At 61.8% G+C, this 20,485-nt stretch carries 16 protein-coding genes and 1 pseudogene; 4 read left to right on the forward strand and 13 right to left on the reverse strand.

Annotation, left to right across the window (positions count from 1 at the left end; genetic code table 11):
- Positions 1-222: 222 nt before the first annotated feature.
- Both ACOABP_RS29700 and ACOABP_RS29705 read right to left on the reverse strand, forming a co-directional pair.
- Positions 223-552 carry a potassium channel family protein gene (locus ACOABP_RS29700; protein WP_474230639.1) on the reverse strand — a complete coding sequence of 110 codons (330 nt, stop codon included), beginning with the start codon at positions 550-552 and terminating at the stop codon, positions 223-225.
- Positions 553-618: 66 nt separating this feature from the next.
- Entirely contained in the window at positions 619-1,017 is a 399-nt protein-coding gene (locus ACOABP_RS29705; protein WP_474230641.1) for a RidA family protein, read from the reverse strand.
- Between the two features lie 129 nt (positions 1,018-1,146).
- On the opposite strand from ACOABP_RS29705, the gene ACOABP_RS29710 reads away from it, so the two are divergent.
- Positions 1,147-2,061, forward strand: a complete 915-nt coding sequence (locus ACOABP_RS29710; RefSeq protein WP_474230642.1) for a LysR family transcriptional regulator — start codon at positions 1,147-1,149, stop codon at positions 2,059-2,061.
- Between the two features lie 272 nt (positions 2,062-2,333).
- Positions 2,334-3,842 carry an aminotransferase class V-fold PLP-dependent enzyme gene (locus ACOABP_RS29715; RefSeq protein ID WP_474230644.1) on the forward strand — a complete coding sequence of 503 codons (1,509 nt, stop codon included), beginning with the start codon at positions 2,334-2,336 and terminating at the stop codon, positions 3,840-3,842.
- 139 nt (positions 3,843-3,981) lie between these two features.
- On the opposite strand, the gene ACOABP_RS29720 is transcribed toward ACOABP_RS29715, so the two are convergent.
- The gene (locus ACOABP_RS29720; RefSeq protein ID WP_474231358.1) at positions 3,982-4,854 is read right to left on the reverse strand and encodes a lysophospholipid acyltransferase family protein; all 873 of its coding nucleotides are present in this window, start codon (positions 4,852-4,854) and stop codon (positions 3,982-3,984) included.
- A 206-nt stretch (positions 4,855-5,060) separates the two neighbouring features.
- Between ACOABP_RS29720 and ACOABP_RS29725 the strand changes: the two are divergent.
- A pseudogene (locus ACOABP_RS29725) lies at positions 5,061-5,156 on the forward strand (aminoglycoside phosphotransferase family protein); the annotation flags it as partial.
- Between the two features lie 140 nt (positions 5,157-5,296).
- On the opposite strand, the gene ACOABP_RS29730 reads toward ACOABP_RS29725, so the two are convergent.
- The 3 genes from ACOABP_RS29730 to ACOABP_RS29740 all read right to left on the reverse strand — a co-directional run bounded on the left by ACOABP_RS29730 (position 5,297) and on the right by ACOABP_RS29740 (position 8,133).
- On the reverse strand, positions 5,297-6,295 hold the full coding sequence (locus ACOABP_RS29730) for a Bug family tripartite tricarboxylate transporter substrate binding protein (protein WP_474230646.1): 999 nt from the start codon (positions 6,293-6,295) through the stop codon (positions 5,297-5,299).
- Positions 6,296-6,359: 64 nt separating this feature from the next.
- A complete protein-coding gene (locus ACOABP_RS29735) occupies positions 6,360-7,334 on the reverse strand; it encodes a tripartite tricarboxylate transporter substrate binding protein (protein ID WP_474230648.1) in 975 nt (324 codons plus the stop codon).
- Positions 7,335-7,371: 37 nt separating this feature from the next.
- Positions 7,372-8,133, reverse strand: coding sequence for a GntR family transcriptional regulator (locus tag ACOABP_RS29740; RefSeq protein WP_474230649.1), 762 nt, complete (start codon positions 8,131-8,133; stop codon positions 7,372-7,374).
- A 101-nt stretch (positions 8,134-8,234) separates the two neighbouring features.
- On the opposite strand from ACOABP_RS29740, the gene ACOABP_RS29745 reads away from it, so the two are divergent.
- Positions 8,235-9,071 (forward strand): amidohydrolase family protein, encoded by an 837-nt coding sequence (locus ACOABP_RS29745; protein WP_474230650.1) that lies wholly within the window; start codon positions 8,235-8,237, stop codon positions 9,069-9,071.
- 690 nt (positions 9,072-9,761) lie between these two features.
- Here ACOABP_RS29745 and ACOABP_RS29750 read toward each other — a convergent pair.
- From ACOABP_RS29750 to ACOABP_RS29780, 7 genes are all read right to left on the reverse strand, one after another.
- Complete coding sequence (locus tag ACOABP_RS29750) at positions 9,762-9,953, reverse strand: hypothetical protein (RefSeq protein WP_474230651.1); 192 nt, start codon at positions 9,951-9,953, stop codon at positions 9,762-9,764.
- Between the two features lie 956 nt (positions 9,954-10,909).
- Positions 10,910-13,558 carry a GAP1-N1 domain-containing protein gene (locus tag ACOABP_RS29755; protein ID WP_474230652.1) on the reverse strand — a complete coding sequence of 883 codons (2,649 nt, stop codon included), beginning with the start codon at positions 13,556-13,558 and terminating at the stop codon, positions 10,910-10,912.
- Positions 13,555-14,400, reverse strand: a complete 846-nt coding sequence (locus tag ACOABP_RS29760; protein ID WP_474230653.1) for a TRAFAC clade GTPase domain-containing protein — start codon at positions 14,398-14,400, stop codon at positions 13,555-13,557. Before ACOABP_RS29760 ends, ACOABP_RS29755 begins: the two co-directional genes overlap by 4 nt.
- Positions 14,397-15,173 (reverse strand): TRAFAC clade GTPase domain-containing protein, encoded by a 777-nt coding sequence (locus ACOABP_RS29765; RefSeq protein WP_474230654.1) that lies wholly within the window; start codon positions 15,171-15,173, stop codon positions 14,397-14,399. Before ACOABP_RS29765 ends, ACOABP_RS29760 begins: the two co-directional genes overlap by 4 nt.
- Positions 15,174-15,412: 239 nt before the next feature.
- On the reverse strand, positions 15,413-16,441 hold the full coding sequence (locus tag ACOABP_RS29770; RefSeq protein ID WP_474230656.1) for a GTPase-associated system all-helical protein GASH: 1,029 nt from the start codon (positions 16,439-16,441) through the stop codon (positions 15,413-15,415).
- Positions 16,438-17,796 carry a metallophosphoesterase gene (locus tag ACOABP_RS29775; protein ID WP_474230658.1) on the reverse strand — a complete coding sequence of 453 codons (1,359 nt, stop codon included), beginning with the start codon at positions 17,794-17,796 and terminating at the stop codon, positions 16,438-16,440. Before ACOABP_RS29775 ends, ACOABP_RS29770 begins: the two co-directional genes overlap by 4 nt.
- Positions 17,797-18,298: 502 nt before the next feature.
- Positions 18,299-20,260 carry a tyrosine-type recombinase/integrase gene (locus tag ACOABP_RS29780; RefSeq protein ID WP_474230659.1) on the reverse strand — a complete coding sequence of 654 codons (1,962 nt, stop codon included), beginning with the start codon at positions 20,258-20,260 and terminating at the stop codon, positions 18,299-18,301.
- Between the last annotated feature and the right edge of the window lie 225 nt (positions 20,261-20,485).

The following is a 20,485-nucleotide window of genomic DNA, read 5'->3' on the forward strand; positions in this document are numbered from 1 at the left end:
AAGCGCCAATGGCTGTCGGATACCGGCCGGACCCGGTCGTCGGCCCACATTCTTGGGCCGGTCCGGCTCAGTCGACGGCTCACGACCCCTGTATAGATACTCCGTCTCGCTTTCATCGATACTGGTAGGACTGGCAGCTCGACTGCATTGATAAATGGTTGTGCCGTTCAGCTTCCCTCGGCGGATCGGAGTTTCGGGCCGGATGTGGAAATTGCTCGCCTCCTAGGATCGGTCCTCGGTGAAGCTCTCGCGCGGAGGATAGACGCCAGCCAGGCGGGCGATCAGGATCGCGACGAACAAGCTGCCCGTAATCTGTTCGACCATGCACATCCCGCGCGCTGGCCGGGTCAGTGGCACGATGTCACCGAAGCCGGTACTTGTGAGGACGGTGATGCTGAAGTAAAGAGCGTCGGCATAAACGAGCCGATCCGGCTGCCCCACGACCAGATACGACTGGGGATAGAAGTACCCGATGCTCGCGTAGATGTACGCCCAGAGCACGCCGATTAGCAGATATGCCGCAGCGGCGCCAAAAAGCTTGTCGGGCGTCATGATCCTTGGCTGGAAGACGTATCGGAGAAGATAGGCGACCGTAATGAAGTAGATCTGCCCGAGTCTTCAGTCTTCTAGCGACAGCTTGGCAATGACCTTGATCTCAAAGTCGAAGCCGTAGAGCCATGTCACGCCGACTGCTGTGAGTGCTGGGTGTGGCGCTTCACCCCAGAACTCCGGAACGATTTGCCACACGCGTTCGAACGTCGACTGTGGATCGACCATGAACACCGTGACGTCCACCACATCGTCGAACGTACATCCCGCCTCGCTCAGAATCGCATTCAGGTTTCGAAATGCGAGTCGTACCTGCTCCTGCAGGTCCGGTTCGGGGGTTCCGTCCTCGCGGCTGCCGACCTGGCCCGACACGAACAACAAGCCATTTGCCCGTACAGCGGGGGAATAACGATTACGCTCGTAAAGAGCCCGACGTCCCGGTGGGAATACCACATCGCGCTTGGCCACGCTTGCCTCCTTTGAAAAGTCATGATGCTGATACGGGGCACTCTACCGGCCGGTTCCCGTCCGATAAACGACAAAACCTGGCCATGACTGTTTGTAAAATGCAAACAATTCACACACCGGGCAAGACTCATGGATCGGTTCGACGCGATGCGCGCTTTCGTTCGGGTGGTCGAGGCAGGCAGCTTTACCAGGGCGGCCGAGACCCTTCACATGAGCAAGACCACCGTGACACATTTGGTACAGCAACTCGAAGCGCGCTTGCGCGTTCGGCTGCTGAACAGAACGACACGCAAGCTCAACGTCACGCCCGACGGCATGGCTTACTACGAGCGCGTGACGCGGCTGCTTGCCGATATGGACGATGCTGAGACGAGCCTGTCGAGCGCCGCGACTGCACCGCGAGGCCGCCTTCGCGTAGATGTGCCAAGTCCCCTTGCACGCCTGCTCCTTATCCCGGCGCTGCCCGGGTTTCTTGCTAGCTACCCCGACATCCAGATCGACATGGGCGTGAGCGACCGCACTGTCGACATCATTGGTGAGAATGTGGATTGCGTCGTCCGCGGAGGGGAGCCGAACGATCAATCCATGATCGCCCGACGGGTGGCGGAGCTTCCGCTAGGTGTCTTCGCCTCGCCCGAGTACCTCGCTATGGCAGGTGTGCCTTCACATCCTGCGGAACTCGAAGCCTCGCATCACCGCATCATCGGGTTCTCGTGGGGGCGCGCAGGCCATCTTTATCCCCTTGCCATGCATCGCCGAGGCGAAAGGGCAGAGGCGAAAGGCCGTTATGCGCTCGCCGTAGATGACGGTAACGCCTATCTTGCGGCAGGGTTGGCAGGCCTTGGCATCCTGTGGCTCCCACGTTATATGGCAAAAGCACATCTGAAGCAGGGGGAACTCGTCGCACTGTTCGAGGATTGGCAACTGGATCCGATGCCGCTTTACATTGCGTATCCACCGAATCGCCACGTCAGCGCAAAACTGCGTGCGTTCATTGACTGGGTCGTCGCAGTGACAAATGAACGTCTTCGCGAGGTGTCTTGACCCACCGGCCATTGGTGCAGGAGTCGTCGCGGAAACGAGACGCTCGTCAGGTCATTTGCATCGCAACGGGCCAGGCGGCGGCCTCACCGCGAAAAGCCTGACGTGGCCGATACGGTCATTGGAGCCTGCCCGTGCAGCCCAGGACGCGCGAAAATATTCTACATAAATAATGGTCGGTAGCATTGCATGCTACGCATCCCCCTGTCGGGGATGGATTTTGGAAGCAACTTTCAGTGCGCTCGTCGTAGCATTTCTACCCTTCTGAAGGATGAATGATGAGCACGGACACTCTGCGGTACTTCGATTACGCTGCAACCACACCGGCTGACCCTCGTGTCATGGACGCGATGTTCGGCTGCCTGGGGGCCGCCGGCGTCTTCGGAAACCCTGCATCGAATTCCCACGCTGCCGGGCTGAAGGCAAAGGAACTGGTCGAGCAGGCTCGCGCCCAGGTCGCAGCGCTGATTGGTGCAGAGCCATCCGAGATTGTCTGGACGTCCGGTGCGACCGAGTCGAACAATCTGGCTCTCAAGGGCTTTTTCGACCGCGAGTCGGCGCGGCGCCATCTGGTTACCAGCAAGCTTGAGCACAAGGCAATTCTGGACACCGCGTCGTACCTTGAGCAACGCGACGTTTCCGTTTCCTATCTCTTGCCGGATCCGTCCGGCGAGATTTCGCCGGCCGCTGTGGAAGCGGCCTGCAACCATCACACGGGCCTCGTTTCGTTGATGATGGTGAACAACGAGATCGGCACCCTTACCAACATCGCCGAGATCTCGCGGGTCGTCCACGCGGCTGGCGCCCTGCTTCACGTGGACGCGGCGCAGGCGGCCGGCAAGACCGCGATTGACGTAAAGGCGATGGGCATTGACCTGCTGTCGATGTCGGCACACAAGCTCTATGGTCCGAAGGGCATCGGTGCGCTCTATGTGAGCCGCGAAGTGGCATCGCGCATCGCATGCCAGATGCATGGTGGAGGACACGAGCAGGGACTACGGTCTGGCACCCTCCCCACGCACCAGATTGTGGGCATGGGAACGGCTTGCGAACTGGCACGCACGGAAATGGCGTCGGACAACGCGCGTATCGCGCAACTGAGCGAGCGCTTGCTGAACGGTGTGCGCGCCACAGGCGCCGTCACGCAGAACGTCAGCGCCGCGGTCCGCATTCCGCACACACTCAGTCTGACGGTGGAGTTGCCCAATTTCTTCCCGTTCATGCTGGCTGATGACCTGGCCATCTCCTCAACATCTGCCTGCAATTCGGCGGCTGGCAAACCGTCTCACGTGCTGACTTGCGTCGGTATGGGTGAGGATGCGGCGGAACGCACAGTTCGTTTGAGCCTCGGGCGCTTCACAACGGAGGCAGACGTGGATTTTGCGATCGATTGCTTCCGCCGGGCCATAGAGCGCTGTCTGGAAGTGGGGACGGACCGACAGGACATGCAGATCAGGCAGCTCTCGAACGACGTGAGCGTGGCGCCACAGTTAAGCGGAGCCGACGTACGGGCGGCGCATGCGATCGGGTTCCGTTCCATCGTCTGCAACCGGCACGATGGAGAGGCGGCCGGCCAGACCCAGTTCGCGAAAATCGCGGAGGTTGCCAGTTCGCTGGGCATGGCCGCGCACTACCTGCCCGTGGCATCGGGTGATGTCACAGTCGAAGCTGCTGCAGCCTTCGGTTTGCTCATGGCGGACCTGCCGAAGCCCGTACTCGCGTACTGCCGTACGGGAACCCGTTCGGCTACGCTGTGGAATTTGGCCAGCAGCGGGCAAGGCTGACGGGGCGGTTGGCACAAGAAAGCTGGGCGATGACGGCAAAACAGGGCTCGCGGCCACGACCGGTGGCTTTGTCGATAACGCACAGGCTGACAGCCGCGTCATAGATAAGAGCGAGCACGAGGTCCAGTTCACTGTGAACTCAGAACGCGCGGACGGAGCGGCGGCGCGCTTGCTCGACTGGACGAGGCGGCGCGCCACGAGGTGCCTTGTAGCGGTTGTAGCTCCACAGGTACTGTTCGGGAAACCGCCGGATCAGCGTTTCCATCGCACCGTTGAGCAGAGCGGCCTGAGTTGCGGGTTCATCCGGCATCTCTCCGGGCATCCGCATCAGGTGCAGGCGCCATCCGCGCCCGCGTGGCAGGCGCTCGCCCGACGCGAGGATCACCGCCACTTTGGCCTGCGCGGCCAGTTTGCCAGGCAGTGTCATGGTGAATGCCTGCCGGCCAAAGAAGGGTACCCACACTCCCTCGCCAAGGCTCGGTGCCTGGTCGGGCAGCAAGCCCACCGCACCGCCTTGGCGCAGCGCCCGCATGAAGGCGCGTACGCCCTGGGGAGAGGCCGGCACCGCGGTCAGATCAGAGGTGGAGCGAGCGCTGCCCATCAGCGCACGCAGATATTCCTTGCGGGGCGTACGGAACATCACAGTGAGCGGCATCCGCCTGGCGGCGTAGCGTGCCGTGATCTCGAAGCTACCCAGGTGTGGGGTCAGGAACAAGATGCCTTTGCCCTCGGCGCGGGCGGTGTCGACCACGTCCCAGTCGTCGCAGATCGCGCGCGCGATGCTGCCGTCATTACGAAACCAGATGCGACAGGTCTCGAGGATCATGGCGCCGGCTTCTGCGGCTGAGCGGCGCGCGAAGCTGGCATCCGGATAGCCGGCCTGCGCGGCATTCTCCCGCAGACGCTGCCGATATCGGCCGGGCAAGGCGTAGACCAGACGGCCTAGCGCACGGCCGGCGGCGTGCAGCACGGGTAGCGGTAGCACTGCCAGCGTGCGGCAAAGTGCTGGCAGCCAGTGAGAGCGAGTTTTGAAGTCCAAGGCCGGGGCGAAACTGGGGTCGTCTTTTGCGAGTACGGGACGATGGTTTTACCGCAGCCGGCCGCGCGGATAAACCTCCAGGTTGGAAAAGACTGTTGCGCAGTTTGGATATTGTGAGCATGCCGGAAACATGGCGCGAGGGACGAGGTGCGCGGCGCAACGCTGAAGGGCGAGGGCGAGCCATGTTGAAGGTCGCCTTGTGCGACGAGGAGCGACGCGGCAATGCTGTCATGGCTTGGTGGGACGGAGACGGGGCAGCACGGGTACTCGCTCATTGCGGGCTGTCCGTCGCACGTCGCCGCAAGAAGGCAACTGCGCGCGGTCAAGATGGGTCCGGCTTCTGGCACCAGGCGCCAACGGCGGATGTAGTCATTGAGCATGAAAGCATGGTAACCGCGTCGTTGCCTGGGGGTGTCTAGTCCGGCTTGATCCCGGCGCGCGCCACGATCGGCTTCCAGCGTTGCTGTTCTGCCGCGATAAAGCGAGAGAACTCCTCTGGCGTGCTGCCCGATACGAGCGCCGCATCCGCACTGAGCCGTTCGACCGAAGTGGGACTTTTCACGGCCTTGATGGTGGCGTCGCCAAGCTTGGCGGCTGCAGGCTGGGGGAGTGACGCCGGGGCTAGCAGCCCGTACCACTGCGTCATCTCGAAGCCTGGGTAGCCTTGCTCCGCCACTGTCGGCACATCGGGCAACTGCGGGATACGCTGCGCGGTGCCTGTAGCGATGCAACGCACCTTGCCCGTCTTGATGAACTGCAGGATAGCCGGCGCGCCGATGGCCGCTGCATCAAGCCGTCCGGACAGCAGGTCGGTAATCTGCGGGCCGCTACCGCGATAGGGCACATGGGTGATAAAGGTGCCCGTGGTTGCCTTCAGGTATTCGAAGGCCAGGTGGCCAGCGCTGCCATTGCCGGCCGAGCCATAGTTGAGCTTGCCCGGCTTGCTCTTGGCCAGCGCTACGAATTCCTTGAGGTTCTTAGCTGGCACGTCGGGATGTACGACATATAGGCTCGGTACCTTGGAAAGCAGCGAAATTGCCCGGAAGTCCTTGTTCGGATCGTATGGCAGCTTCGGAAAAATGTACGGATTGACTGCCAGCGTGCCGATATGGCCGAGGATCAGCGTGTGATTGTCGTCGGCCCGTGCCACCTCGCCCATGGCGATATTGCCCGCACCGCCCGGCTTATTCTCGACGAAGACCGATACGCCTAGTAGCTTGGTCAGCTCCGCAGCGGTGGATCGCGCGACGATTTCCGAGCTACCTCCCGGCGCGAACGGCACCACCAGCCGGATGGTCTTGGACGGCCAGGCCTGCGCGCGCGCCAGGGTGGGGACAAGTGCCCCGGCGCCCAGTGCTGCCACCAGGCCAAGCAAGTGCCGACGATTGGCGTCATGGGTGTGATCTATGGACATGGGTCTCCTTATGTTCGAATGTTCTGCGCGCCTGGCGCAGGGGAGTGGGCGCGAATTGCGGCGTTTATTCCGGTTTGACGTTGCCGTCCTTGATCACCTTGGACCAGAGTCGCGTCTGGGTGTCGATGAAGCGTGAGGCATCGGCCGGCGGGCCTCCCACCACCTCGCCGCCCAGTTCCGCCACGCGCTGACGGATCTCCGTGCTGGCCATCACTTTCTGTAGCGCGTCCGACAGCCGGGTCACCACAGCGTCCGGCGTGGCGGCGGGCAGGAATGCGGCGTTCCATTCGTAGACCTCGTAGCCCGCCACGCCCGCTTCCTGCATGGTCGGCACATTAGGCAGGGCCGAGGTGCGGTTGTGGCTGGTCACCGCCAGCGGCCGCAGCTTGCCCGCCTTGATGTGCTGAAGACTCGAAGCCACGTTGGCGAAGAACAGCGGCACCTGCCCGGCGATAACATCGGTCATCGCCGGACCACCGCCCTTGTAGGGCACATGAAGCAGGTCAACACCGGCGCGCTGCTCGAACAGCACGCCGGACAGGTGCTGCGCCGACCCGTTGCCCGACGATGCGAATGCCACCGTGCCCGGTTTCTGCCGAGCCAGCGCCAGCACATCCTTGACATTGACCGCAGGGAAGGCGGGATTGGCCACCAGCACATTGGGATAGCGTGCCAGTACGCCCACCGCGCGGAATGCCTTGGCGGGGTCGTAGGGCAGGCGCGGATAGAGGCTCGGGTTCACCGCATAGGACGATGCATCGACCATCAGCGTGTAGCCATCGGGCGCCGCCTTGGCCACGTACGACGCGCCGATCTGCCCGCCCGCACCGGGCCGGTTCTCCACGATCACTGTCTGGCCGAGTTCCCGCCCCAGGCCGGGCGCGATCAGCCGCGCCATCAGGTCCGCGCCGCCGCCGGGCGGATAGGTGACGACGATGGTCACCGGGCGCGTAGGCCACGGCTGTGCGGAATCGGCAGCGTACAGCACGGGTGACTGCAGGACCATGCTGGCCAGCGAGAGGGAAATCAGGTAACGCATGAGGGGTCTCCGTCAAATTCTGGTTTGGTGCTCGAGATCAGCGGATCTCTGCCGTGTAGCGGAAGGCATAGGCATCGCCCCTGGTCATCCGGTATTCGACGCATTGGCCCTGGATATCGAACGCCTGGCGCGTGACTAGCGCGCAGGGGTGGGACGCCGACAGCGCGAGCAGGTCGGCTTCGTCGGCATCGAGCAGCCGGAAGGTCACCTCGTCCATCGCCCGGTGCACGGTGATGCCGCAACGCTGGCTCAGCAACGGGTAAAGCAGTTCGCCCCATTCGGCTACGTGGGTGTCCTGCAGCGGCGCGCAGCGCGGCAACGGCAGCCAGATGGATTCGAGCAGCCCCGGGGTGTCCGCCACCCAGCGCCGACGTGCAATGGCCAGGCCCCGCGCGCCAGCGTCGAGCCCGAAGCGCCCGGCCATTGCCTTGTCCAGGCGCACGCTGCGGCAGGACAGGATCTCGGAGCGTGGCACTGCCGTGGGGGCTGCCTCGGCATCGGCCTCCGAGCGGAAGCGGAAAAAGCGCATCATGCTGGCGCCGGAAAGCCCCGTGCGCACGAACGTGCCCTTGCCTTGCACCCGCTCCAGCAGTCCCTGCTTGACCAGAACCGCAATCGCCTGCCGGATCGTACCCAGCGCAATGCCGAACTCGCTTGCCAGCGCACTCTCGGCCGGAATGGCGCTGCCCGGCGCCCATTTGCCTGTGAGAATGTTGTTCTGCAATTGCGCAGCAATCTGCCCGTAGCGGCTCATGCCTGCCGAGGCGGTGGCCAGTTGGGAGATGGCATTGTCTGGCATCTGGTGTCCGTGTTAGATTTAGCTCCTATAGAGGACTAGAGTATCCGGGCTGGCCTACACCGCCATATCGGGGCTAATCCGTACACAGGAGAATCGTGACCATGATGACTAGTCACACGCTGGTGGATTGCCATTTCCATGTCTTCGATGCCGGCGTAGGCACGGCATCGGCGCGTTATCTCCCGCCTTACGCAGCGCCGCTCACGGACTGGCTCTCCTTGGCCGGCTCGGTGGGCGGGGCGGAGTCGAGTGTTTACGGGGTGGTGGTACAGACCAGTTTCCTCGGCACCGACAACTCAGCGATGCTGGCCGCATTGCGCCGCATGCCGGCGCGACTTCGCGGCGTGGCGGTGATCGATCCATCCGTGGCCGACGCCGAACTGGCCGAGCTTGATGCGGCCGGGGTACGCGGCATCCGTCTGAACCTGTATGGCGACGATGGCTGGCGCCGCATCGACACGGCGCCGTGGCGCACGCTGTTCCAGCGCATCGCGGCATTGCACTGGCACATCGAAATCCATACCAATAACGGAGACGGCGCGACCGTGCTGTCCACGCTCGATGCTGCGCTCGGCAGCACGCCGGTGCCCGTTGTGCTTGATCACTTCGGTCGGCCCGGTCCGTTGGGCGTCGATGATCCGATCTTCGACGCGGCCCGTGCCGTGCGTGCGCGACGTCCGCTCTGGGTCAAGATCAGCGCGCCATACCGGCTGTTGAGTCCGGACCTGTGGTCAACACTGACGGCACGATGGACGGAGGTTGCCGGACCGGATCGTCTGCTATGGGGTAGCGACTGGCCCTGGACCAACTACGAAGCCCTGGCGCGTGCCGACGAATGCCGCGCAACGATGGCATGGCTCGCGAAACGGCCGGACCTTGAGGAAGGACTGCGCTGGCGCAATGCCGCCGCGCTATACGGCTTTGCGGTGACGGCCTGATGCAGCAGGTAGAGACAGACATTCGCGGTACCAGTCCGCCGTGACCATCCTCCAGCAGCCGCAAAACCAGCCGCCTGACGTGCCTGGCACTGATGCCCAGACGTCGGCAGCGCGCAGACTCATGGTGATCCATCCTTGATCCTTCATGGCGCGCTCCAGTACGGCTTCAGGCGCTACCAGTATAGGTATTGGCCGAGGACATCCTGATCTGGCTGGAAGCGGACATTCTGATTTGGCCCCTACATTTTGTGCAGGCAATAATATTTGTTATGTCAAATCACGGTTCCGACGGGTCGACCTTTACGGGCTTTCTGAAGTCCTCTAACGTAAAGTTACCCAGAAACTCAATGTAAAGTTACCAAGAAATGCGCCATCGAGCGCATTCTATCTTGTCATGGCAACTTTACGTTTATCCTCTATCCACATTGCCCCGTCCTGGAGGCGCCCGCTTTTTGGCCATGGACATCGGGCGCGTATCTGCCTATCTGCTGGACGCTTCCGCTTTTCCGTGGACGGACGACTAGCTGCCTGATGTAGCGGCGTCCAATCCAGGCCAAAACGGGCAATGAGCGCCTCGAAGCGATTTCATAGTGGCTGGCCGAGCCCAGGCTCGGAGACCGGTTTGCAAGGCGCTTTGTGAAACAGTCCACGACTTAAAAGCGTGGAAAGCTTTTTTCTTCAGACTTGGGCTCACTTGCCCAATTGCAGACGTGCACCAGGCGGGATGATTTGAATGTCGATCAACCCTTGGGACAACGGGTCGACCAAGACAACGATCTCCGGTCGAACGAGTTTCCCATCATTATCCAGAATCTCGATATCCAGGGTAGTTTTGTCAAACTCCACCACCCTGTTGTTGGCCTCATTGTTACCGTTTCCCATTATTGCCCCCTTCGAGGTTCGCTTTGGTGCCTCATTTGGTACCGCGTGGGCAGGCTCACGGACCCGAAGCCTGGAGCCAGGTAGTAACTCATGCAATCCGCTTCGAAAAACAGACCCTTTCGCCTTCAATAAAGCCATTCAAAGCCTTAAAGCGCGACGACGCAAGCTGCTTTTGGGAGTGCCGCGGGGTGTTTTCTGTGGTGTCGTTATGGAGCGGCTTACATCGATATGATATGTGATCTTAAAAGCACATAACGTTCATTATGTTAAATATCTACGACAGTGACCTAGAGCGGCGAAGCATCCTAAACGAACTGCAAATTTCGCCCTGGGAGCCGCCGGCGAGGCGCCTGGAACTGGTCATCCGCGCGGCTGAGAGCGACGAACGGGAGGCGGTACTTGGTACATTCAGTATGGTGCCGAAAGGGAAAATCGCGCCTGGGGTGCGCCACTTTTCTACGACCAATGCACGCTCCGAGATCTCGGGTCCACCACCGTCTCTACCGCGTCCACGCACCGATTTTCTAATGCCCAATGCGGGGATCTGCATGATGCGGCGCGATGCACGCATCAGGTCTGAGACTGTCAGTCTCTCTGTTGCGCATCGGTGCAGGCGACCCCGCAGCGACGTTGCGCTGCGGGACGGAATCGCGTTACTCCTCCGTGATCAGAAATCGGTTGGGGTTATTTCCGAGTCAAGCAGGAGCACGGCCACGTCCCCGACCAGATTCGGCCAGCTTTGGGATCGCGACACTGCGGCGGCAATTGCTCGTTGACGGCCTTGGCCACGGTCAATGGGCCGGCTGCAACGGCGACTTCCGATGCTGTCAATGTCGAGATGACCGCACTCTTCCGTCAGCGCCCGGACCTTTTCGATGACGGCAGACACTTCAGTCGAGCGAGCCTCTCCGAACTGGGCTTCCAGTACGTCCTTCTGTGCCGACAAGCTGTTTGGCTCAGTCTTCCCAGTTGTACCTCGCGGACCGATCTGAAGCGATGGAAGCAATCATTCGCCCAAGAGTAATGCGGCAACTTTCCGGCAGGCGCGCAAGGTCCGCCGCCACGCGGGCGAGGTACGCCTCGCCACCATACGCCTTCGCTGTTCTGCGCATGATTCGCGCAGGGTCGGGACAACGGCACGCTATATGTGCAAGATCGCCTGGCGGCCAAGATGATGACATAAAGGCAAAAACCAACTCTTGTCGCGCAGCTTTACACCTGTCCCAATCGAAGAAAGGCACAAACCTTAGAACGTCGGGAACCTCATTCTTCTTCGCCAACTCTCCGTAGACCAATGGGAACGTCGCGACGATTAGGGGTGATACGGGCTTATTTCTCTGCCGCATCAGCATCGGCAGCAACTGGCCCGCGGCAGTAAGCGCGGAGGTCGGTGCCACTTCTTCCGCCTCGAGCATGAGCTCAGCACATGCCTGCACCGCAGAGTCATCCAAATCGAACTGTCGTCGTTGCTGGAGATGCTGCGCCAAGTCTACGATCCGTATTACCAGACGACGCCGTGCAGGCTGCGACGTACGGCGAAAGGCCACCAGATTGCGGCTTGCCAGGGATGCGGGAAGCTCCCCAGCTAGGCCTAGTCGGGCAACCCACGCGCCGTCCAAACGCTCACCAACACCGTCAAGTATTGAGGCGATAAAAGAGAGCTCATCGCCACCGAAATGTTGCCGAAGGCAGCGCTGAAGCGCACGCTTGCCGATCGTCGCTTTGTCGGCAACATCAGCTCCAGGGAAGACACTTTCGACGATGCCAACGAAATTATCGAGCGGCACACCATCGACGAAGATCGCTCGCCTTGCGAGATCAGGGGCGATCAGTGCGACGCTAGTAGCATCCAAGCCGACTCGATCATCGCCGAGTATCTGTTCGAATTTCAGATCATCCGCACGTCGAAGTAGTGCGGTCACCAATCCGTTGGCGTCGTCTCTTGTCAGTCCCGATTGCTGAAGCAGCCACGCCAAGTCTTCTGCTGTGGGCTCCAAGGCGCGAGCGAGTAATGCATTGCGACGCTCCGAAACCGGCAAGCTGCAAATGACGGATAAGAGCTCGTGCCTTGCTCCAACTTCACGAGCACGCTGGAAACACAAATCTGCAATCTTCGACGCTGCGAAGTCGTTGACAACTCCAAGATGCCTTATCTCGGCTGCGAGTTCCCCGTCATCAAGATTTTGCAGAATTGGCCGGGCAGCTGGAGCCTGCCAATCATGTACAAGATATGGAAGCAGTGTGTGGCCAACGGCCCCTGCGAGGCGGGCATCGAGCTCAGGAAAGATCTCACTAAAGCGTGCAATAAGTGGCACGCTTTCCGCCGCCTTGGCAGCTAACTTGCTGCTTTTGGCAACCAAGTTGCCGAGCACCTCGGGTGGGGCAGCCAAAAGCGCCTGCTCCGTTCGATCCGAGAAATTGGACCCTATCCCATTTGCGATTGCGGGGACCAGTTCATATACGACGCCCCGATCATCCGGCTGGGAAAGCAGCGCCATTGCACCTTCAGGTGCACGGCTGGCGAGCTCCGCTACCGCGTGCCTTACGGCATCAACGCCGCGTGGAATCGAACGCCCATGCAATTTGCGCGACATTGCGGCAAGGAAGCTCCAGGCGTCCTGCTGGGACAATACTGACGGTGCACGACGAATGGCGTTTGCGAGGGAAGGCTCAAGCGTTGTCAACGCGTAGCGCTGGCGCGCCGCCTTGCCAGAGTTTGCGATATCGAGCAGCCCAAGGGCCGCTGTTGGCGTCGAGTCCAGCTTACCTAGCAGTTCGTCCCAGAGCAACGCGACGCGTAGCGAAGCCGCTTGATCACCTGCCTCACCGTCCTCCGCGAGGATACCTTCGTCTTCTCGAGGGATTAGCCGAGGATGTGCAGATTCAAAAACACGACTGACAATGGTCTCGGTCCATCGATGACGCGCCTTCGGCGACGTGCGCCCGTCGATCCGCCTGCCATTCCAATCCGAAAACTTGGACCGCGCGTCCTTCGGCGCAAAAACGAGATTGAAATCTCGACCACCAACCTTCCGCGGAGATAATGCAAAAGTGGATACTGCAAACTGCCGACGCATGGAAGGCCATAGCGACGTGAGCAGCCGCATCGCGACCAGATCTGGCGAGACGGCATCAAACACTACGACTGGTCGAGCATCCTCGAGAAATAGCGCCTCGAGAAGTTCTTCGCCCTTGAACTCAAAGGCAGGCGGCAGCACGCTCCCCGCGTCCCCCGACAACCTCATGCTCTTAGCGTCACCATCTGCTGGCAGATGATCGAGAGCGAGCAAATCCAGAAACGGGGCAAGAGATTCCGCCGCCGCCCAGGCCGAAGTTGGAATGATAAGGCTGAGGGTTCGCACACAGCCGGCGCGAGTTACCGTGAGGTCTTGCCAGGTTCTGGCCAACACATAGTGGCTACCACTTGGCAGCGGATAGCCCGTCAGATACGGATCGAATTGCTCGCGCGGACGTAAAGGACCCGCGACGTCCGACAGGCGATCGATGGTCGCCTGGTCCTCCCTCGACAATTGCACGGACCCGGCAAGCAGTTGATGCCCTTGCCGATATCCATGAATTTGACAATCGATTGCTGTCACAGTCACGAACCGATCACCCAGGCGATGGGCAGGGTCAAATCTTCATTCCGAATCCACGCCCCTTCGGAATCCTGTACGGTTACCCACCCGCATCCTTCCAGCCCCCCCTCTTGTACCGCGTCACGGCAGACGACGTCGGTCTTCAAATCCCCGCCCACAACGCTCATGCCAAAAACTCTAACGTCGAGTCGCTCGACATCATTGAGCCGGCCGGCCAGCAACGGGTACTCGTGCTCCAGCCATGCCTTCGGACCTTGCGCAAACTTCTGGTGATCAACGAGATCCCACGCGCTTACGACGATGGAGACACGCGGGCGTCCGCCATCGGGACGGTCAATCAACGAGATTTCCAGGAATCGAAACAGTTCACACAACATCACCTGGGTGGGCAGGCCCGGATCTTTCGGCATGCGTACTTTGGACATCATGCGCTTCGACGTTACCCAATCCAAGGGCCTAATATCCTGCTCGGAGCCGACTCGGACGAACAGTAGTGCTCCGTGGGATCGGCGAAGCTCGTCCATCCAATCCGTCGAAATTTCGTAGTGCTCGACCGCATTGAGCCATAGCTCCCCGGAGATATCAGGGATAACAATCGCCGTCTCCGTGCCGCCCGGCCCCTCTGAGACAACTACTTCGAAATCGCGCCGCTCATCAGCAAGGTCGGTCCGAGGCGCGAAACTGCCAGAGTTGAGGTGATCTGAGACGTCCAGTACGAACGCGATGTCTTCAGGCTGCTGGGCAATCTGAAGGCTCCCTTTTTTGGAGTCCAGTGCGTGCCACACCCTTCCGATGTAGTTGGTCTTTCCGGAATCGGGCCCACCGAGCAAGACAACGGAATGGCTCATCCATTCCTCCTGTATTTCATGAATAGACGCTCGCTCTCGCAAGGAGCGCTATCAGGCCAAAACTCTGGTGCGGATCGTCCCGATTCTACCGTTGCGTCGATAAGGTCAGGAATGCCAAAGCCCGCCCGGATTTCGTCCTTTCCGGAAAAGGGAGCCACTTGAACGATCGTTCCCTCGACGTCCTTTCTTTGTAACTCCGCCACCAAGCGCGACGATACCGCTTCTGGAAGTTCGCCTTCATCCCGGCGAGTGACCACCACGATTACGCGAGGCATGCGATCGCCGAACATGGTCTTTAGCCGTCCGCCCAACTGCCCGACCCGGGAGATCACGCCCTGGCGTCGCTCCTTGTCCGCCAGCGCACGACCGTCCAGAACGATCCAAATGGCATCGGCCGCCTTCATGAATTCAAGCCGATCCGACTGAGCACTCGTCACCAGCTTGGTAGTCCATTCCCCCGGGAGGTCCGGTAGCGCTAGGTCCACTCGCCTGCCGTCCGTCTGGGACACCAGCCGAAGGTGCAGGAAGCCCGCGCGACGCTCATCTTGCATCTCCGTATGCATGGTCATCTGGTCTGGAGGCGCCCCCTCGTTCCAGTCGCGCGCGCCCCGTGCGATCTCTTCGAAGCCCATCAGGCTCTTGCTGTCCGCAAAAGCCCAGTTCTTGAGCATGGCATTGGCGACGAGCAAATAGGTGCTTACGAGGCACGCCGTTTTCCCGGAGTCAGGATCTCCTAGAATGCCGACGACAGTAAGGTAGCGGGACGCCATCATGCGAGACACCGCATCCGGTCCGAGTGTGTGACTGGAAGGAAAAGTCGCGGTCTCGGAGGGCGGGGGGAGCACCGGCGACCCAGCGATATCCGACTCCCCATCGCCGACAGGCCGTTCGGGGGGGCTGAGTGCGTCTTCCGCAGCGGATTTGATGCGGTGCTCACAGACTGTGGGATCGCGTTCGAGTGCACAAGTCTGGGTCACACCGAAGGTGCACCCCTCGAAGCTGCAGGCTGCGCTCATTTGCCGGGCATCCCCGAGGCCACCATTTTCGATAGCGCACCTTCTACGAGTGCGCGCCCCCCCCAACTGCAGGCGGTACGCTTTTCCTTTGCGCCATGGCATTCCGCCACCCCGGTAACGATTGCATTCAGCAGCGGAAAGACGGTCGGGCACTTGGTGATGGTCTCCGCATGGATACCGTTGGTAAGCGCAGTCCGGTCCTCGCCAATCTCCGCAAGTAGTTCGGCCAAGTCAAGGTGCGGATCCGCGTCAACCGTGCGCAGCACGAGGTCGCGGTGCACTTCCGCAGGGAATCGGCGCAGATGGCTGGATGCCTCGATACCCGATGCGACCAGGCGAGTACCTTCGGAGATCTTCATGAATGGACGATTGACGAGCTTGCTACGACTCAATTGCGACCACCAGAGGAAGTCAATCTCTTCGCGGTCCAAAATTGCGTTCTGGCGGAGCGCTTCTATCGCTTCCAGGGCCGCCTTTTTGAAGTTCGTCGTGACTTTGCTTTCTTCCCCTATCGTCACGACGAGGTCCGTATGCTCCACTGACTTGCGCACTCGCGCCTTCTCGGCGCTTTCCATGCTTCGGCGCTGCGCGCGGTCCAATACTTCGCGTCGAAGGTTCTCTCGTTTCGAGTCGTTGAGAGCTGGCTGGAACGCTAGCGCAGACCACAGCGCGTTCGAGTAAACGTCCTGAATCTGCCAGCCCGTGCTCCCCGGCTCGGACTTCATCATCGACAATGCAGCCATGCCGGCGCATACCCCAACCTCAAGGGGGCTTTCCGTGTACAGGAAAGCGGAAGCCTTTTTCTGCACGGCGCTTTGAACCTCGGCACCCAAGTCCTCCGCTGGCATTCCGTCGCCGGTCAACGAGTCGGCGATAGCTGCCGCCTTTCCAACAATCTTGCCCGTGTCGCTTATTTTTCCCCAAGCGGTCGCCAGCGTGGATACTGCCGCGCGACGGGAATCCACATCATCATTGCTAGGCACCAGCCCCGTGATCCGCAGGTGCATTGGAAAATTGTCAGTCACGCGTCCCCCTCCTTCCGGTTCAATATCATTTCTTCCGTTTGTGCCACGACGTCTGGCAGCTTGCCCTCCTCCACCAACGAATCGAACAGCAAGCGCTCCACTCCCTGTGTCATCCGCTCGTCAAAGTCTGAGGGGATCGCATCCAGCGCGACCAGGATTCGTAGCCGCTCGCTTTCGACGAGGTCCCGGAAGAACCGTAACAGTGCTAGTTCGTAACCTTCAACAGTCGGTGGGGTAGATGGCACGTCTCCCTCCTCAGTCGTAGCAGTCTCCGCAGGAACCTCTTCGAACACAGGTTCAGATAGCGGACTGGTCTGGCTTGCAGCGGCCTGTTCAGGCTGCTGCTCGGCCCTGCCGCACTTCCGAAAATTGGGCGATCCCAATGAAAAACGCGGACTCTCCCCCCCCAGGCGCTTGTCGTCGGCTTCGAAACAAAGTTCGACGGGGTTCCACGCACGGGGATACATTGTCACCGCCAACGCGTCGTTCGCCTCGTCCCAATCAAACTCGATGATGTTGTAGGTATAGGTATAGGTCTCGCTCGATCTGAACGGCACCGCCGCACCTGCCGCTAGCATCAGGACGTCAGTCCCTTCAACGACCGGCTGAACGTGGACTTTGGGGTTATGTTCATGACCCGAAATAAAGACCCGGGCCCGTCCTTGGACATATCGACGGACTTCATCCGAATCCTTGTACCAATGCAGCGGATGATGAACGAGGACCACATTCTCCTCGCCCGGCTTTTTCGGGATCGTGAACTGCCGCGAACCGATCATCAGCTCTGGATTTTCCTCGCGCTCGTCGCCCGTGCACAACAGCGCTGAGTTGAGCCGGACAAACCTGATCCAGCGGCCCGGACCGATTTCAATGCGCAGATTCGAAGCAAACTTTGCTTCCTCGTCGAGGCCACATCGATAACCAATGCTAAAGCGGTCGTAGTCTTCAAACCGGGCAAGCAACGTCGCGCGGTCATAGGGGTTCGAGAAAACCTTCTCGTACTCCTCCGCGCCTCCCGCACGAATGAAGTCCAATAGCTGAGCCCCCCCGGTCGAGAGCTTCTTTCTGTCGAGATCGTGGTTACCGGGCACCATCTGTACTCGATGGATGGGGCACTTGATACGGGCAGCCAGCTCATCTAGCCAGCGCCCAGCCTTTTCATATTGTTCCCATGTACCGGACTGCGTGATGTCGCCCGTCACCAAGATGCCTTGCGCGGCCTTGCCCGGGAGGACGGCAACGATCTCCGCTGCGTCCTCGATCAGCTGCTCCTTGACATCGTCGTGAACGTGGAGGAAGTGATCCCGTTCCTGCCCAAAGTGGATATCTGAAACATGGATAAAAATCGCCGACATTTTGGTTCTTTTAGGTGTAGATACCGAGCGTGTAGCGAGAGTATAGCGACAGTGCCATGTGACTGGGGCGGTCACTGCAACGGCCGCCAAGCCATCGGCAAGCAATGTTCCGGCGAGCAGATTGCCCCTCAGCCCCCACGTTGACGGGCTAGGCTCCTTTTTTCTCCGGTGGCCATCGCTGAAACGTCCCGTGTCATGGGCGGCCCAAGTTGTCTGTGGCGCTTGGGGGACCGACTCATCCTGCATGGCGCCGGTTTTCCAAGGTCTGGATACAGCCATCCCGGCGCGTCGCGATCCTCCCCCATTCCCTGCCCTCGCTGTAGTGAAGCGACTCCCACTAATGTAGCCGGCCGGGCAGTACGCCTGGCCCTCCCTCCTGCCTCAAGTTGCGAATCGCGGGAGGTTGTCCCGCACCGATGCCGGAAAGCGGCTTGCGCGCGATGCGACCCCCGCTCATGGCCCTGGGCGTGGTAAGAGCAGCGGGGCACGTCGGCTCCGGCGGTTAGTACATGCCAGCCTGGTCGAGCTCCCGCGCGCGCCGCGCGTCCTCGGCATGGACGTAGACCGAAGTCGTGGCCAGCGACGCGTGGCCGAGCTGGTGCTGGACCACATCGAGCGCGACGCCGCGTGCAATCGCGTGCGAGCCGAAAGTGTGCCGCAGCCAGTGGGCGCTGGCCTGCGCCAGGCGCCCCGCACCGGCGGCATCCTCCACGGCGAGCACGTCGGCCGCCTGGGCAAAGAACCCCTTCCAGATCGCGTCGAGTTGCGCCACCGACAGCTTGCCGGCCTGGCCGTCGGTCTTGACGCGGCCGATCAGCGGCGTCTCCGGGTGGAGGCGTTCGAACGCCCGGCCCAGGCCCCGCACCGCCAGATAGTCGCGCAGCGCCTCGATGACCGGGGCGGGCACGTGCACCTCGCGAGCCCGGGTGCCCTTCCCCACGAACGACAACGTCCACATCCCGCGCTGGTCGGGCGCCAGATCCTGCTGCCGCAGGTCGCCAACGGTGACCTGGGCCTGCTCCGAGATCCGCAGACCGGTGGCATAGGCGAAACGCAGCAGAAACTGCATCCGTGCCGTGCGGGCATCGTCAGATGGCAGGCCCGCGGCGAAGCTGCGCAGGAATTGCCATTGCGCGTCGGTAAAGCTGCGCGCGACCTTGATGCGACCCTGCCCCGCCGCCTTGGGCTTGGGGAGCAGCACGAACGGGTTGTAGCGCAGGTATTGGGCGCTGACCAGCCACGCGCACAGGCTTTTCACGATGGTGAAGGCCTGCCGCACGCTGCCCGGCGACAAGGGTCCCTCGAACGGGCGCCAGTCGAAGCGGTAGCGCGGCGTGCCGCGCGCGCCCACCCACTGCGCGGCGGGCTGCGGATCGGCCAGGAAGGCCAGGTAGGCGCTGCAGTCCTCGACGGTCAGGTCGGACAGCGCCTTGCCGCGGGCGAAGACCGCCCACAGCAGGAAGCGTTCGGCCTGGGTGCGATACGCGCGCCAGGTGTGGCCGCCCAACGGCGGATGCACGCCGAGCCAGGCGTGGATCGCCATCAGGTCGGTCTGGGCGGCGATGCGCTGCTCGCCGCCGACGGCCGCGCGGTTGTGGCCCTGCCGGCCATCGAGGGCCGGCGGCAACAGCAGTGACTCCAGCGGCGCCACCATCGCCGCGGCCGGGCGCAGGCTCGCGAGCTCGGCCGCACTGGCGCGGCGCCGCGGCACCAGCGCCGCCGCCGGAATCGGGCCCAACTCGGTCGCGAACTCGGCCAGCCACGCCTCGATGCGCCGGGCGGTGTGTTCGCCAATGCGGGCGACCTGCCGGTACCAGCGCGCCCCGCCCTGGGCGATGCCAGCCTGCAGCTTGGCCAGGGTGGTCCAGCCCACGGTCTCCAGGCGCTGCGCGATGGCGGGCGTGAACCAGCCGCCGACGGCGTCGTCGGCCGCCGGCCGCGCCGCAAGCAGCGGCTGGAGTTGATCGAGCGCACGCTGCTGGCGATGGCGCCGGGTCTGGCGGGCCGTGGCGCTCTCGCCGGCCGGTGGGTGAAACAACGCGTGCCAGGTCGCCTCGCTCCAGCGGCGCGGCGGCAATGGCGTTCCCGATCCGCGTACCGTGCTCGCGTTTTCGGCCGCCCCACCCTGCCCGGATTCCCCATGCTGTGCGGTGGCGCGGGCCGGCCGGGTGGCCAGGCGGCGCACGCCGCGGGCCAGCTCGTCGGCGATCCAGTCGACGGTCGCGCGCGCCACGCGCAGATCGCGTCCCGTATCGAGATAGCGGTCCGCCAGGCGGGCCAGATCAACCCCTTCGAGCACGCCGCGGTAGAACGCGAAGTGGTGCGGGCCCAGCAGGCGCGCCGGCGCGACGGCCGCACGCTGGCGTCGGCGCACGGGTGCGCGGCGGCCGGCCCCGTCGCCAAGCGTGGCGCTCGGCGCGTCGCTCGGGGCGTCGGCATCAGCTGGGCGGACGGGATCGGACACGGCAAATGGGCGAATTCTGGAAGGCTCCATCGTACCGCAGCGGGTGGTCTTTGCGGGCTTAAAGTCGCTATCGAGATAATGGTAATTATCAAGGTATGTGAATTTCTATGACGTCGCGAAAAGCGCCTATTAAGTAATTTGATTCTGCGCCGATACGTGGAGATATCGACTGGGAACGCGGGCGCCGCGGCCCCGTGCGTCAAGCCCCTCTCCGTGCTGATGTGC

Source organism: Cupriavidus sp. HE11 (genome assembly GCF_056097175.1).

Bases quoted from the DNA above. Each gene is read 5' to 3' on its own strand.
- ACOABP_RS29740 (WP_474230649.1), bottom strand. From the start codon at position 8,133: ATGCCAGACAATGCCATCTCCCAACTGGCCACCGCCTCGGCAGGCATG.
- ACOABP_RS29700 (WP_474230639.1), bottom strand. From the start codon at position 552: ATGACGCCCGACAAGCTTTTTGGCGCCGCTGCGGCATATCTGCTAATC.
- ACOABP_RS29745 (WP_474230650.1), top strand. From the start codon at position 8,235: ATGATGACTAGTCACACGCTGGTGGATTGCCATTTCCATGTCTTCGAT.
- ACOABP_RS29730 (WP_474230646.1), bottom strand. From the start codon at position 6,295: ATGTCCATAGATCACACCCATGACGCCAATCGTCGGCACTTGCTTGGC.
- ACOABP_RS29765 (WP_474230654.1), bottom strand. From the start codon at position 15,173: ATGATGGCGTCCCGCTACCTTACTGTCGTCGGCATTCTAGGAGATCCT.
- ACOABP_RS29760 (WP_474230653.1), bottom strand. From the start codon at position 14,400: ATGAGCCATTCCGTTGTCTTGCTCGGTGGGCCCGATTCCGGAAAGACC.
- ACOABP_RS29750 (WP_474230651.1), bottom strand. From the start codon at position 9,953: ATGGGAAACGGTAACAATGAGGCCAACAACAGGGTGGTGGAGTTTGAC.
- ACOABP_RS29775 (WP_474230658.1), bottom strand. From the start codon at position 17,796: ATGTCGGCGATTTTTATCCATGTTTCAGATATCCACTTTGGGCAGGAA.
- ACOABP_RS29735 (WP_474230648.1), bottom strand. From the start codon at position 7,334: ATGCGTTACCTGATTTCCCTCTCGCTGGCCAGCATGGTCCTGCAGTCA.
- ACOABP_RS29710 (WP_474230642.1), top strand. From the start codon at position 1,147: ATGGATCGGTTCGACGCGATGCGCGCTTTCGTTCGGGTGGTCGAGGCA.
- ACOABP_RS29715 (WP_474230644.1), top strand. From the start codon at position 2,334: ATGATGAGCACGGACACTCTGCGGTACTTCGATTACGCTGCAACCACA.